Here is a 14,414-nt window from a genome sequence, read left to right as displayed (position 1 = left end):
GCTCTGGCTCTCGGTCCCGTCGCGGATCGATCTACTACCCTGAGCCCCTCTCTCTTACGCGCTGCTGGTCGCAGCCGCAGAAGCTTGCTGTCGCGCCGAAGCTGATGCTTGCAACTTGGGTCCTTGCGGGAAGCGGCAACCGGAGAGCGAGAGGGCCCTTCGGGCTTCGTGACGAGGAGTAAGGGCGAGAGAGAGGCTTTCGCCGTCCCGTCGCGGAGTTGGGAACATGTCGAAGATTGCGCTTGTGGGAGCGAGGGATATTGCGCTTGATCGTCTGGTTGCGTCGGACGCCAATGTGCGCCGGATCAAGACGGGGATCAGCGTCGAAGATTTGGCGGAGGACATTGCCCGTCGAGGATTGCTGCAGTCGCTGAGCGTGCGGCCTGTGCCGAATGGCGACGGCGAAGAAACCGGGAAATTCGCAGTGAGCGCGGGTGGCAGAAGGCTCGCGGCGCTGAAGCTCCTCGTGAAGCAGAAGCGGCTCGCCAAGAACGCGCCCGTTCCCTGCATTGTGAAGACGGAAGGGATCGAAGAGGAGGATTCGCTCGCCGAGAACACGATGCGCGAAGGCCTGCATCCGCTCGATCAGTTCCGCGCCTTCAAGGCCTTGCACGACCAAGGGTTGACGATCGAGGAGATCGCCGCCCGGTTCTTCGTCGCCCCGCAGGTCGTGCGCCAGCGCCTGAAGCTCGCGGCGGCGAGCCAAAAGCTGCTGGATCTCTACGTCGCGGAGGAACTGACCCTCGAACAGCTCAGCGCCTTTTGCGTCACGGACGACCATGCACGGCAAGAGCAGGTCTGGGGGGCCCTCGCCCACTCCTACAGCAAGGAACCTTACATAATCCGACGGATGCTGACCGAGGGCGCGGTCAGGCCTTCTGACAAGCGCGCGATTTTCGTCGGAACCGAAGCTTACGAAGCGGCCGGCGGCGTGGTCTTGCGCGATCTCTTCGCCGCAGATCAGGGCGGCTGGCTTGAAGACGTGCCGCTGCTCGATCGCTTGGCGCGCGAAAAACTCAACAAGGCGGCCAACGAAATTCGGGCCGTAGGCTGGAAGTGGGCTGAAGTTTCAGTCGAATTTCCCTATGGCCACACGAATGGCCTGCGGCGCTTGCCGGCGAGCTACGCGCCGCTCTCAGACGAGGAGCAGCCGCGTTACGAAACCATTCTCGCGGAATATAATTCGCTCTCGGAAGAGTACGAAGGCGCTGAGGATCTGTCCGAGGAGGTCGACCAGAAGCTCGCCGAACTCGAGCAGCAGATCGCCGCTTTTGACGAACGTCCCGCGATCTATGACCCGGCCGACATCGCCCGCGCCGGAATTTTCGTGAGCGTCGATCACGCCGGCGCCTTGAAGGTCGAGCGCGGTTTCGTGCGCCCCGAGGACGAGGCACTCGCCGCTATCGAGGAGGCCAGCGCCAAAGGCGGGTCGACGACTGAACGAGATGGTTCGCGGGGTGACGCGAGCCACCAAACGATCGGATCGCATACGGACGCTGCCCGGTCTGCCTCGCCTTCGATCGACGAGGAGGAAACAGGTGCCTCGCCAAAACTCTCGGATCGGCTGCTGACCGAGCTCACCGCGCATCGCACGCTAGCTTTGCGCGAAGCCTTGGCGAGGGATCCAGCGGCGGCGTTTCTCGCGGCGACCCATGCGCTGGCGCTCAACGCCTTTTATGGGCCCGGCGCATTCGAGACCTGCGTCGAAATCGGCGCAAAGAGCGTTCTGCTCGGCTCTCATGCGCCAGCTTTGAGCGATGCGCCGGCGGCGCGAGCGCTCGACGACACTTATGGACACTGGCAGTTGCGCTTGCCGGAGAAAGCGGAAGATCTCTGGGCCTGGCTCATCAAGATCGACCACGACGCACGCGCATCGCTCTTTGCCCACTGCGTCGGGTTGAGCGCCAATGCGCTCTATCTTCCTTACGACAGGCGGCCGCGCGCTCTCGCCCACGCCGATCTCTTGGCCGAGCATCTCGCGCTCGATATGAGCGCTCACTGGAGCCCGACGGTCGAGAGCTATTTCGGCAAAGTCACCAAGGCGCAGATTTTGGCCGCCGTGCGGGAAGCGAAGGGCGAAGCCGCCGCGCAAATGATCGATCACCTGAAGAAAAGCGACATGGCGGCGGAAGCCGAACGCCTGCTGCAAGGATTGGGCTGGCTGCCAGAAATCTTGCGCACGACGAATCTCGACGCCCCTGCGCTGGCGCAAGACGGCGAGTCCATGGGCGGAGATGCGGCCGTGGCGGACGACGCCGATCTGCCGGCGTTCCTCGCGGGGGTCGAAAACGACGGCGCCGACGATCCGACAGGCTTCGAGTCCGCAGAGCAAGAGCATTCGGCGATCGCGGCGGGATAATCGCACAAGCGCCACGCGGCCCCGGCCGCACCCTCATCGATCTTCTCTCCAAGAGCCCGGTCCTTGCGCTGGGCTCTTTCTTTTGATGGAGCCCCTGATGAGATCTCCACACCGATTTCTCGTTTCCTTCCACCGCACGCGCGGCGGGCTTCTCGCAGCGCGTCTCGGTGAGCGCGCCTTTCTCGCCCTGCCCTCGAAATCTGGCGGCCTCTCTGTTGCAAGCGCGCATCACGTCAACAAGCCGCCTGAGGAATGGCGCCCATCCGATTTTCATATCTTCGAGCGTCTCCTCGAAGACGAAGCCGCCTTTCGACGACACGTCGTCGAAATCGCCGATCACGAGCGCCAGCTGCTCACGCTCGATCGCCGAGAGTTCAAATCGAGCGCCGTCACTCCATGGGGAGCGGCGCAGATTTCTCAGGTGTACGACCAGGGCGTCGTCTTTCATTCGACCGCCTCGCATGGCGGCTTCCATCTCGACGAAGAGCGCAACGCCCTCGTCCATCCCGCCTATCGCGACGCCGATGGCTACTACGAGGAAGATTGTGAATGGGCGAAGGTCGCGGCGACATTACCGCTTCTCTTCACTGACTACGAGCAAATATGCGCCGACCAGACTCTGCGCGACTGGGAACCGGACGCCTATGAGATCGTCAACAACGTGGTCCTGGGTCGCGGCGAATCCTACACAAAGGACGTCCGCCGATTTCGGCTGGACCATGCGCGCGATTGGCTCGTGATATCGGCCATCAAGTCGCGACAGCGCTCGGGGTTGGTCGAGTGCGTCGCGACATTGGGCGGCGATCGCCGTGGAAAGGAGCGGCGCTTTCTTGTGCCCGAGGCCGAATACGATTCCGGGCGTCACGGTTTCGTGATCGATCCGGCGCGACACCAAACGTACGACGGGCCGAGCAGTTTCGTCGGCTGGGCTGGATAGGTCGCGGCGTCGGTGTGACGGAGAGGAGGGAGAGGGCGTTGCCGGGAAGGGCGAGCCCGGAAGACGTGAAGAGAGAGCGATCCGGGCTGGTTCAACCAAACCCGGAGATGATCGATGAGTCCAGTTCTCGCCGCCGCCCTGTCCAAGTCCGAACAGACCGAACTTTCCTTCACGACAGACGACAAGCCCACAGCGCTGATGATGGCGGCGCAAGCGCTCGTCGCCGATCTCGCCAAGGGCCGCGCGATCGACGCCACGGCTCTGCGCGCCGCTATGGAGAACGCCTTCGGTGCGAGCGATGCGCAAGGCGCCTGGGGTTGGAAGGACGCTTATGAGGCGTTGGAGGCGGCGCAGGCGTTGTTTCTGCGCCGCTATGGTCCGGCGATCAAGGCGCGCGCTCAAGGCGAACCCTCGCGCATCCTCGCGATGCTCGCGAAGATCGGCATGTTGCTGCCGACGCAGACGCGCCGTTCGGAAGAGAGCCATGCGCTGCAACAATTTTCGACTCCCCTGGAATTCGCCTATCTGGCGAGTCTCGCCGCGGGGATCCGCGCGAACGACATCGTGCTGGAGCCTTCGGCCGGCACGGGATTGCTGGCGATCTTCGCCGAGCTCGCGGGGGCGAAGGTCGTCCTCAACGAATGGGCCGAGACCCGCGCCGGGCTGTTGAAACTCTTATTCCCGGGCGCGCGAGTGAGCAGATTCGACGGCGCGCAGATCAACGACCGGCTCGACGCCGATCTTCGTCCGAGCCTCGTCTTGATGAACCCGCCCTTTTCGTCGTCACCGTTGATCGAGGGGCGACACGCCGCGGCGACCTTCGAACACATTCGTTCCGCCTTGGCGCGCCTGCAGCCGAACGGCCGGCTCGTCGCCATCACCGGCGAGACCTTTTTGCCGACCTCGCCCGCTTGGCGCGCGGGCTTCGAGCGCCTGCAGGAGAAGGGCAGGCTCGTCCTCACCGCCTCGCTCGCGCGCGGCTTCTTCGCGCGTCACGGCACGAGCGTCGAGAGCCGCCTCACCGTCTTCGACAAGACGCCCGCCGAGAATCCAGAAGCGTTTCGCGAAGGCTTCGGCCCCGTCGCCACTCTCGAAGAATTGCTGCCCATCGTTCAGCGGGAGATTCCGCCGCGTCAAGCGCCCGCTAAGGGCGAGCGAGGCGGCGCCGTTCCCCCTGCCCTGTCGAAACCGCTCGCCTCAATCGCGTTCCCCCGTTCGTCACAGTTGCGGTCGTTGCGTGGGTCCAATCGCGCGTCTTCTCCGCCTTCCAACGTCGGCATCGCTGCAAGTTCAAATCCTCGCCACTCGGCCGTCGCGAGCGAGGTCGTCGAGCTCGCCTATGAGACCAGGGAGTGGAAAACGCTCAAGGGCGGCTCTCTCAGCGCCGGACTCTACGAGCCCTATGCGGTGCAATCGATCACGATCGATGGCGCGAAGCCGCATCCGACGACGCTCGTGCAATCGGCCGCCATGGCCTCGGTCGCCCCACCGAAACTCTCCTATCGGCCGCACCTCCCCAAAGCCGTAATCGACTCCGGACTGCTCTCCGACGCCCAGCTCGAGAGCATCGCTTACGCTGGCGAAGCGCATTGCGGACATCTTGCCGGCTCCTTCGTCGTCAACCAGAGTTTCGATTGCGTGTCCGCCGCTCCTGACGACGCGGAAAACTCCGTTCGGTTTCGCCGCGGTTTTTACCTTGGCGACGGCACCGGCGCCGGCAAGGGGCGCCAGGTCGCGGGCGTCCTCGTCGATAACTGGCTCAAAGGCCGGCGCAAGGCGCTGTGGGTCTCGAAATCCGACAAGCTGATCGAGGACGCCCAGCGCGACTGGGCGGCCTTGGGCCGAGAGAAGCTGCAAATCGTCCCTTTGTCGCGCTTCAAGCAGGGAACGCCGATCAGACTCGACGAAGGAATCCTGTTCACGACCTACGCCACCTTGCGCTCGGACGAGCGGCAGGGGCGCGACGGCTCGCTCAAGGCCTCACGCCTTTCACAGATCATCGATTGGCTCGGAGAGACATTCGACGGCGTCGTCGTTTTCGACGAGGCGCACGCCATGGCGAACGCGGTGGGCGACAAGGGCGAGCGCGGCGAAAAGGCCGCTTCCCAGCAAGGACGCGCGGGCTTGCGGCTGCAAAACGCCCTCCCCGACGCCCGCGTCCTCTATGTCTCGGCGACGGGCGCGACCATCGTCTCCAATCTCGCCTATGCGGCGCGACTGGGCCTCTGGGCCTCGACCGACATGCCCTTTGCGACGCGGCAGGATTTCGTTTCCGCCATGGAGGCGGGCGGCATCGCCACGATGGAAGTGCTGGCGCGCGATCTCAAGGCTCTCGGGCTCTATGCATCCCGCGCCCTCTCCTACGCCGGGGTCGAAGTCGAGATGCTGGAGCATCGGCTGACGCCCGAACAAATCCGCATCTATGATTCTTACGCCTCCGCCTTCGAGATCATCCACAATAATCTGAACGCCGCTCTGGAGGCGGCGAATATCACCGGCGAGGGCGGCAGGGCCTATAACCGCAATGCAAAGAGCGCCGCGCGCTCGGCATTCGAATCCAACAAGCAGCGCTTCTTCAATCATCTCATCACGGCGATGAAGGTCCCGAGCCTCATCGCTTCGATCGAGCGCGATTTGGAAGCGGGTCACGCTGCGGTGATCCAGATCGTTTCGACGAGCGAGGCGCTGATGGAGCGCCGCCTCGCGGAAATCCCGACATCGGAATGGGGCGATCTTTTCTGCGACGTCACTCCGCGCGAGTACGTGTTGGATTATTTGGCGCACTCGTTCCCGACCCAGCTTTACGAGGTCTATTCGGACGAGAACGGCGATCTGCAATCGCGGCCTGTCGTCGACGAGAACGGCAATCCCGTCCAATCGCGCGAAGCGATGGAGCGGCGCGATCGCCTGGTCGAACATCTCGCCGCCCTGCCCGCCGTCCAGGGCGCGCTCGATCAGATCGTGCAGCGCTTCGGAATCGAAATGGTGGCGGAGGTGACCGGCCGCTCGCGGCGGATCGTGCGCAAGACCAACGCCGACGGCTCCGATCGTCTGTGCGTCGAAAATCGCCCCGCCTCCGCAAACATCGGCGAAACCCAAGCCTTCATGGACGACGAGAAACGCATTCTCGTCTTTTCCGACGCCGGCGGCACGGGGCGCTCCTATCACGCCGAGCGAAGCGCCAGAAACCAGAGGCTCCGCGTCCATTATCTCTTGGAGCCCGGTTGGAAGGCGGACAACGCCATCCAGGGCCTCGGGCGCACCAATCGCACTAATCAGGCCCAACCGCCTTTGTTCCGCCCCGTCGCGACCGACGTGAAGGGCGAAAAGCGCTTCCTTTCGACCATCGCCCGGCGGCTCGACACGCTCGGCGCCATCACGAGAGGTCAGCGTCAGACTGGCGGACAAGGGCTGTTCCGGCCGGAGGACAATCTCGAATCGACGTATGGGCGCACGGCGCTGCGCCAGCTCTATCAGCTGCTTTACGCCAGCAAGGTCGAGGGTTGTTCCTTGACCCGTTTTCAAGAGGCGACTGGGCTCGATCTCACTGATCAGGACGGCAGTTTCAAGGAAGAACTGCCGCCGATCTCGACCTTCCTCAATCGCATCCTCGCTTTGCCGATCGCCTTGCAGAACCGCCTCTTCGAGGTGTTCGAAGCGCTGATGGGGGCTTCGATCGAGGCCGCCGTTCAGGCGGGCACGTTCGATGTCGGCGTCGAGACGGTGACGGCGGAGAGCCTCGTCGTCATCAATCGCCAAACCATCGCCACTCATGAGCGCAGCGGCGCGCAGACCTCGCTGGTCACCATCGCCCGCAAGGACAAAACGCGGGTGACGACGCTCGACGAGGCGTTTGAACTTGCGACCGCCTCGCAAAAGTCACGGCTGATGATCAATGAACAATCGGGCCGCGCCGCCGTCAAACTGCCGGCGCCCGGCCTAATGCAGGACGACGGAACGGTTCAGCCGCGCGTGCGGCTGTTGCGCCCCCTGCATCGGGATCTCGTGAGCGTCGAAGCTCTGGAGCGCTCGCATTGGCGCGAGGCGACCCCACAGGAGTTTCAACGCGCCTGGGAGGCCGAAGTCGCCGCCCTCCCGGAATTCACCCAGAGCACTTTTCATATCGTGACGGGCCTGCTGCTTCCCGTCTGGAACCGCTTGCCCGACGAGACCGCGCGCGTCTACCGTATGCAGACTGACGAGGGAGAACGAATCATCGGCCGTCTCGTCTCGCCGGCGAGCGCCGCCGCCCTCGCGGAGACCTTCGGCGCCGAAGCCCCTGCCCTGTCGACGACGGAGGCGGTCACCGCCGTCATGCAGGATGGCGCCAGTCTCGTTCTCGCCGAGGGCCTCGTTCTGAAGCGCTCGCTGGTGATGAACCGCCAGCGGCTTGAACTTCTGGGCTTCCCGGACAGCCTGGTCGAACGGCTGAAGGCTCTGGGGCTCGTCTCGGAAATCATCGCTTGGAAGCTGCGGCTGTTCGTGCCGCTCGGCAATGGCGCTACGGCAATCGTCGAGAAGCTTCTCGCACTCCATCCCCTGCTCCGCGTCGCCCCTTCGGCGCGCGTCAGCGCTTGAGCGGCGGAGGCGACAATGGAAAGCCCCGCCAAGACCCTGTCGCGCGGCCTCGCCGAACAGGTCGACGCCGTGTGCAAGCACTATCTCTCGAACGGCCACCGCTATGGCAATTACTGGATCGTCGGCGATGTGAACAACCATGCGGGCCGTAGCCTTTATGTGCGGCTAAAAGGCCCGTTGTCCGGCAAGGGCGCCCGCGGCAGATGGAGCGACTCCGCGACCGCAGAATACGGCGACTTGCTTGATTTGATCGCCGCGCGGGAGAATCTTCGGTCCTTCAAGGATACGCTCGACGAGGCGCGGCGCTTCTTGAACAAGCCGCGAGCGGTGCCGCCGCAGGGGCGTAGTGATGAACGATTTTCGAATTGCGACACGATCGCCGCCGCCCGGAAAATCTGGGCGGCGTCGCGGCCGGTCCTCGGAACGCCGGCGAAGGCCTATCTACGGGCGCGAAAAATCACCGCCGATCTTGACATTGCGTCATTGCGTTATCATCCGGCGCTCTTCTATCGCGAGCGCCCCGGCGTTACTGCTCGAAAATTGCCGGCGCTGGTCGCGGCGGTCACGAATCTCCGTGGCGAGATCATGGGCGTGCATCGCACCTGGCTCGATCCCTCGCGCAACGACAAAGCGCGCGTCGCCGCGCCGCGCCGTTCGCTCGGCGCCATTCTCGGAAACGGCGTGTGGTTCGGGGAGATCAGCGATGTCGCTCTCGTTGGCGAAGGCATTGAGACGGTTCTGTCGCTGAAGAGCGCCCTTCCCCATCTACCCACAGTGGCAGCGCTATCCGCAAGCCATCTCGCTGCGTGGGAATTCCCGTCGTCGTTGCGTCGCCTGATCATCGCCTGCGACAATGATAGCGCTGGCCGGTGCGGGGGGCGCCGTTTGACAGAAAGAGCCGAGGCGGCGGGAGTTACGGTGATGACGATCACGTCCCTGCGCTCCGACTTCAACAGCGACTTGCGCGCAATGTCGGCGGGGACGTTTCGAAGGCGGGCGAAGGCGTTGCTCCCATCAAATCTCGATTGGGGGTGAGTTTCAGCGTCGACGGGTCGTGTTGCGTCTGCGAGCGTCTGGCTACGCCCATATAGATCGCTGCAGCTCGATGAACCGCCTCTCAGCGCGTAGCACCCGGTGCGGTGCGCCGGACGCGCACCCCGCAGCGACACTTCTCAGAGTGTCGTGGCCTTCGGCGGCTTCTCGTATTCCTTCCTGCGGTTTTCGGTCTCTTGGCGCCGCTTATCGACCGCGAGACGATACTCGTCGATAGCTTTCAGGTCCGCCTTAAGATCATCAGGTTTGGGAACAGGCGCATTGCGTGCCGCCGCCATATCGTGACCCGACCGCTCGGAAACGCGCTTCATAGCCCAAAAGATTTTCTTGTAATCCTCGTCATCCACGATGACCCCTTTCAGGCTTTGCGTCTTTACGCCGGTATTGAAGCGCTCGACGACCTTTCCAAGCAGGATTTCTTCGACCAGACGCTCCCATGTTTCGCGGAGGTCGGTGTAGAAATCCTTCACGGCGCTGCGATAGTCGTCGCTGCCGAAATCGCTTCGACCTTCGATCTTCTTCTTGAGGCGGTCGCGCAACCTCGTGATCCTTTCGTTGACCCTCTGTGCGATCCACGGCTCATCCTTGTCGGAGATAACGCCGAATCCCTCGGCAGCCGATTTCGTTACCACGCGCCGCGCAACCGGGATTGGTGGGTCCGCTTGAGCCGCGGTTTCGGAAACCTCGTTATAAAAGAGAAGATTGTGGGTGAAGACGACAATCTGCCGTCCTTTCGCGGCCTCAGCCACAATGCGCTGACCAACCCGCCGGATGCGCAAATGATCGAGCGACGACACCGGATCGTCGATGACGAGGCCATGGTTGGCCGTATCACCGCCCAATTCTCCGAGGAAGCAAGCCAGAGCCAGGGCCCGCTGCTCGCCCTCGCTGAGCACGCGGTCGTTGGCGACGCCCACCGGAGTCTGCAAGCCAACGGCAAAATAGCTTTGCCCCCCTGAACTGCGATCCGAAACGCGAAACGGCAAATGCGTCAGGTCGAAGGCATCGATTTCCGCGGCAATCCGCTTTTCGAGGTCGGCCGTGACAAGCTCGCGGCGCAGCGCCGTGATCTGAAGCGAGACCTGCTTCGTGTTCACTAGCTCGCGGCACTTGGTCAGCTTCGCCAGAGTCCCCAGGTCGGCGAGCCGGGCCAGCACGGTATCAAGGTCTTCGGAGAGCTTCTTGCCATCCTTGAGTTCCGACAGGCGCGCACGGTCAGCGGTGCGCTGCTGGCCATCGCTGGCGGCCGCCTTTTCGTACCCGGCCGCCGCCGCTTCCAAGGCCGCGACGTCGATCGGGATGGTTGGGCTGACGGCCTCGGGCGGATCGCCGATCTTGGAAAAGTCGCCGGTCCCGGCGGTTTCGACAATCTTGGCCCGCCGCGTTTCCGCCTGATCCAGAAAGCCGATGATAGCCGCCACCGTCTTCTCGGTCTGCTCGCTGATTTTGCGATAATCCGCGAGAGCGTTGTCGGCATCACGCCGCTTCGGAATGTGCAATTTCTGGAATTCAGCCAGCTCCTGGCGCAAAGCCAGTTGGGCGGCTTCCGCTGCTTTCGAGGCCTTATCCCCGATAAACGCCGCAAAACGTTGCATGCGCGTGCTCGCGGCCGCCGATAACGGTTGTTGGCACAGCGCGCAGGCATCGCCTTCTTCAGCGGGAAGGGAGTCCGTTTCCGGAGCAATTGACTGGATGTACTCGCGTGCGTAATCGTACATCCGCCGCCAAGGCGGTAAGCCGACATCCGCGAGCGGTTCGTCCTTGAATTGTTCCGACGCAGCAAGCGCCGCTGCCGCAGCGCTCGATCGAGCTTCGTCCGACAAGCGCGTCAGATTTGTCACAATCGCGGGTGCAAGCCGACTCTCGATGGCGGCAAGATCGGCCAGATAGGAATTCAGGACCGACGCGGCGTGGCGGTAGCGGTCCGCAAGCGCGTTCGGGTCTTGCGCCAACGCCTTTTCCAGCGCCTCCAGCTCCGCCTGGTCTTTGCCCGTCCACGCCGCCGCCTGCCGGATTTCGTCGGCGGTCGGCAAGGCGAACTTGGGCTGCAAGCGCTGGAACAGCTTCGCGATGCCGCCGCCCGGCGCATAGCCGGCCGGCAAGGGGGTCTTGATGCGCGCGTTCAGGGCCTTGATCTCAACGTCGAAGGCCTTGTCCATGTCGCCGCAATGATGGGCAAATTGTTCGAGCAACGCGACCTCGCGAGGCAGGAACCCGATCTTGTTCTCGGCATCGACGTAGAGGCGCGCATTGCGCGAATCGAAGACGGATATGTTGGCGACCGCGGACGGCGGGGGCGTACCGTCCTGCCATGTTTCCGCCGTCGGCTGCTCGTCGCCATCGCGTAGGTAGCGCACCTGGACTTCGGCCGGCGGCTTGGCGTCGCCGGTAAACACGTCGCCGATCAACTCCTCCGACGTAAGGCTCCGACAGAGCTTCTTCGTGATACGGCAGTAGCCGCTCTTGCCGGTGCCGTTGTCGCCGTAGATCAGCGTGATGCCATCAATGGCGAAGCTCAGTGTCTGGTTTGCCGCGAGCCGCGCAAGGTTCTTGACCGAACCAAGCGACACAAGCAGCGTGCGCGGCCCGACTGCACCGGTTCCCTGAAGATGCTCGGCGGTGAAAGGCTCGTGCGTGCAATCGTCATCGCCGATGCCTGCGGCGCGCCGCACGCGCTTGACCACCTCGGCCTTGCCGTTGGCGTCCAACTCGAAATTCTGCGCGAGCGCGTGGCGTCGCAGCGCGTCTTGAGTCCATTCCGGTTGTTTCGCTGCCCAATCCAACAAGTCTTTGTGTGCCATCGGTGCCCCCGCGAAACATTTGCTTGTTAGATTGCTTCGGCCGGAAATTGCAGGCGCAGCGTATGGCCGCCGAGCGGCGCGAACGTGCGGAGCCGACAAGTCAGGATGATTACCTGCTGGCTCTTGCCGGCGCGGCTGAGAGCGTCAAACATCCGTTTGATGCGGTCGTCGTCGCAATAGACAAGGGCATCATCGAGGATCACCGGGACGCATTGCCCTCGCTCGGAGAGCATGGACGCCATGGCAAGGCGCACCAAGACGGCGATTTGTTCCTGCGTGCCGTCGGACAGGCGCGTGAACGCTTCGGCACGATCGCGGAGTATGCCCGTAATGGAAAAACCGTCTCCCAGCTCGAGTTCTGAACCGGGAAAAAGGTCGTTGAGGTAAGGGCGCAAATGCCGCCGCACGGGTTCGTAGTAGCGCTCGCGGCCCTCGGTCAGGCAGCCGGTTATGGTGTCGCGCAGCAGTTTGAGCGTGGCGATCCGTTCTTCGACGCGCGCCAATTCGCGCTCGGCTAGCGCACGGTTTTCGTGCGCGGCAGCCATGACTTCGCCGACGCCATCGCCCCCCGCCGTTTGAATCTGGCCAGTCAAACGCCCGATTTCGCGCTCAAGCGCGATCAGGTCGTTCTTCCGGTTTTCAAGGGCCTGTTCTAGGCGCTGGCAGCGCGCCTCCCTTCGTTCGATCTCGGCGGCATCCGCTGCCGAGCTCCGTTTCGCGTCGAGGATGGCGGCAGCGTTCTGATGGACGGTTTCGGCCCCAGTCACCTCAGCAACGAGCGACGCTTCGCGTGCGGCCCGTTCCGTGTCAGGGCACAGGGCGATGTTTTCATCAATGGTCTTGCGAACAAGCTGAAGCTGGGATTCGGCACCGCTTCGCTTGTCACGCGCGTCTGCCACAGCTTCTTGCTGCTGATCGCGCGTCTGCTCAAGGCTCGCGCGGCGGGCATCGAGCTGGTTGCGCTTCTGCTCCAATTCGAGCTTGCCGACCTCGATCTCCCTCATGCCGGGAAGCCGATCGTGCTGCGTGTCGGACAGCGCGGCTTCGATCACCGCATCGATTTCGGCGAGCGCTTTTTTGGTTTGCGCAAGGATTGGTGCCGGGTCGTCCGAAACGCCAAGAGTCTTCAGCTCCGCAAGAACGCCTTTGCGGTTCGCCTCTAGTTCGCGGCGTTTGGATAGCATGGCGCGCGCATCGGCAGCGTTGGCGACGCCGAGCGAGGCGAGCAACGACGATCGTTCGTCGTCCAGAGACCGGCGCTCGTCATGCCGAGCGCTCGGAGCCGGCATCACGGTGATAACCGCAAGGTCGCCGACGGCGATCTTGGTCAGCTCAAGGACGGCGGCGGTGTGCGTACCCTTCGGTTCCAGCGGACCGATCCGAACATGCCCTTCGCCCAAGGGGCTGATCTCAACCGTAAGCTGGGCGGCCGCCGCAGAGAGCTGCGCGTCAAGGCTCGCGATTTTTCTTTCAAGTTCGTCCAGATCGTCCATATGTTTCGGCTTGACGGCGATGTGGGCGATTTCAGCATTGATCTGCGTCAGGTCCTTTGAGGCCCGTTCAAGCGCCGCAAGCCGACGGGCGAGGTCGTCTTTGGCCGTCGCGCGGACGATAGCGTTTGAGAGCTTGCCGAGTTTCTGTTCCTGCACGGCGAGCAATCGTGCCTGGGCTTCGAGTTCGGCGAGTTGCTCCTGCGTATGTAGCAGAGCGACCTTGGCTTCCTCCTCGCGCGCCCGCTGTGCGGGAAGGCCCTCAGCTAAGGCCTTTTCCGTGCGCCGGCTTGCGTCGATGCGGCCCGTGATGTCGCGGTGCTGCTTGAGTCGCTGCGCGGCGGCGTCGAGCGCACGCCGTGCGCTGTTTTCCTCGGCTTCGAGGCGGCGGACTTCCTGCGCGGACAGCCGGCCGACGTCGAGGCTCTCCTTGGCTTCGACCAATTCGTTCCGGAGTTGATGGGCGATGGTTGGGTCCGTCAAATCCCGGTGGCGTTCCCGGAGCTGGGCGAGTTCCGCAAACTGCTGTTCAAGGGCGTTGAGCTTGGCGCAGGCTTCCGTTTCGGTCGCGCGCCACTGCTCCACGTCGCGCATGGCTCGGTGCAATGGTCCGTCGCTCTTCGGGCGGTCGGTCTCCGTGAGCGAGCGCCGCAATTCGGCGTTGATGTCCTCAACGGTCTGCCGAGCACGTTCGCCTCCGATGAGAGCGCCGACTTCGGATTCAATGGCAGTATTGAGAGCCGACGATGCGACCGGTCCCGGCGCCGGAATGCCAAAGGATGATCCTTGTCCTACCCACAGCACGCCAAATGCGCCGTCATCGACGGTTCTGCCACTGCCCGGACTGACGCCAAGCAAGTCCCAGACGGCCTCGTCGGCTTGTTTGGACCGGGCGATTTCGCGTCCGTTTTCCATGAGGACGGCGCTCGCCGAACGCAGAAAAGATTTCTTGATGATGTAGGAACGGCCGTCATGCTCGAAGATGAGTTCGACAGTGGCGGGCAACTGGCTGTCGTCCGCGGACAGGTCCCGGATATCCTGGCCCTTGCTGTCGTGGCGCGCAAAGAGGCAAGTGCGAATGGCCCGGAACAAGGTTGACTTGCCGGCCTCGTTGCCGGCCGCCAGAACGTTGACGCCGTCGTTGAAGCCCTCGATGCGCGTCGCCTTCGCAAAGCGACCGACTCCTTCCACCATGA

At 63.4% G+C, this 14,414-nt stretch carries 6 protein-coding genes and 1 pseudogene; 4 read left to right on the top strand and 3 right to left on the bottom strand.

Features of this window, described 5'->3' with window-relative positions; translation table 11 throughout:
• Positions 1–226: 226 nt before the first annotated feature.
• The 4 genes from ACR65W_RS18215 (at position 227) to ACR65W_RS18200 (ending at position 8,909) form a co-directional block, all read left to right on the top strand.
• The gene (locus tag ACR65W_RS18215; protein ID WP_434501403.1) at positions 227–2,359 is read left to right on the top strand and encodes a ParB/RepB/Spo0J family partition protein; all 2,133 of its coding nucleotides are present in this window, start codon (positions 227–229) and stop codon (positions 2,357–2,359) included.
• A gap of 97 nt (positions 2,360–2,456) precedes the next feature.
• Positions 2,457–3,296, top strand: a complete 840-nt coding sequence (locus ACR65W_RS18210) for a DUF7007 domain-containing protein (protein WP_434501402.1) — start codon at positions 2,457–2,459, stop codon at positions 3,294–3,296.
• 114 nt (positions 3,297–3,410) lie between these two features.
• Entirely contained in the window at positions 3,411–7,874 is a 4,464-nt protein-coding gene (locus tag ACR65W_RS18205; protein WP_434501401.1) for a strawberry notch-like NTP hydrolase domain-containing protein, read from the top strand.
• Positions 7,875–7,889: 15 nt separating this feature from the next.
• Entirely contained in the window at positions 7,890–8,909 is a 1,020-nt protein-coding gene (locus tag ACR65W_RS18200; RefSeq protein WP_434501400.1) for a DUF7146 domain-containing protein, read from the top strand.
• Between the two features lie 137 nt (positions 8,910–9,046).
• On the opposite strand, the gene ACR65W_RS18195 is transcribed toward ACR65W_RS18200, so the two are convergent.
• The 3 genes and pseudogenes from ACR65W_RS18195 to ACR65W_RS18185 all read right to left on the bottom strand — a co-directional run.
• Entirely contained in the window at positions 9,047–11,728 is a 2,682-nt protein-coding gene (locus ACR65W_RS18195) for an AAA family ATPase (RefSeq protein ID WP_434501399.1), read from the bottom strand.
• Positions 11,729–11,754: 26 nt separating this feature from the next.
• Positions 11,755–13,812 (bottom strand): ATP-binding protein, encoded by a 2,058-nt coding sequence (locus ACR65W_RS18190; RefSeq protein WP_434502989.1) that lies wholly within the window; start codon positions 13,810–13,812, stop codon positions 11,755–11,757.
• A 390-nt stretch (positions 13,813–14,202) separates the two neighbouring features.
• Positions 14,203–14,412 (bottom strand): annotated as a pseudogene (locus ACR65W_RS18185) (AAA family ATPase); the annotation flags it as partial.
• Between the last annotated feature and the right edge of the window lie 2 nt (positions 14,413–14,414).

The sequence above is a fragment of the Methylocystis sp. genome (assembly GCF_051062815.1).
Lineage (GTDB): Bacteria > Pseudomonadota > Alphaproteobacteria > Rhizobiales > Beijerinckiaceae > Methylocystis.
Note: the sequence above shows the minus strand (reverse complement) of the source record. Positions and strands in the feature narration are given on the sequence as shown.

Excerpts from the sequence above, each read along its gene's own strand:
- ACR65W_RS18200 (WP_434501400.1), top strand. The coding sequence starts at position 7,890 with ATGGAAAGCCCCGCCAAGACCCTGTCGCGCGGCCTCGCCGAACAGGTC.
- ACR65W_RS18190 (WP_434502989.1), bottom strand. The coding sequence starts at position 13,812 with ATGCGCGACGTGGAGCAGTGGCGCGCGACCGAAACGGAAGCCTGCGCC.
- ACR65W_RS18195 (WP_434501399.1), bottom strand. The coding sequence starts at position 11,728 with ATGGCACACAAAGACTTGTTGGATTGGGCAGCGAAACAACCGGAATGG.
- ACR65W_RS18210 (WP_434501402.1), top strand. The coding sequence starts at position 2,457 with ATGAGATCTCCACACCGATTTCTCGTTTCCTTCCACCGCACGCGCGGC.
- ACR65W_RS18205 (WP_434501401.1), top strand. The coding sequence starts at position 3,411 with ATGAGTCCAGTTCTCGCCGCCGCCCTGTCCAAGTCCGAACAGACCGAA.
- ACR65W_RS18215 (WP_434501403.1), top strand. The coding sequence starts at position 227 with ATGTCGAAGATTGCGCTTGTGGGAGCGAGGGATATTGCGCTTGATCGT.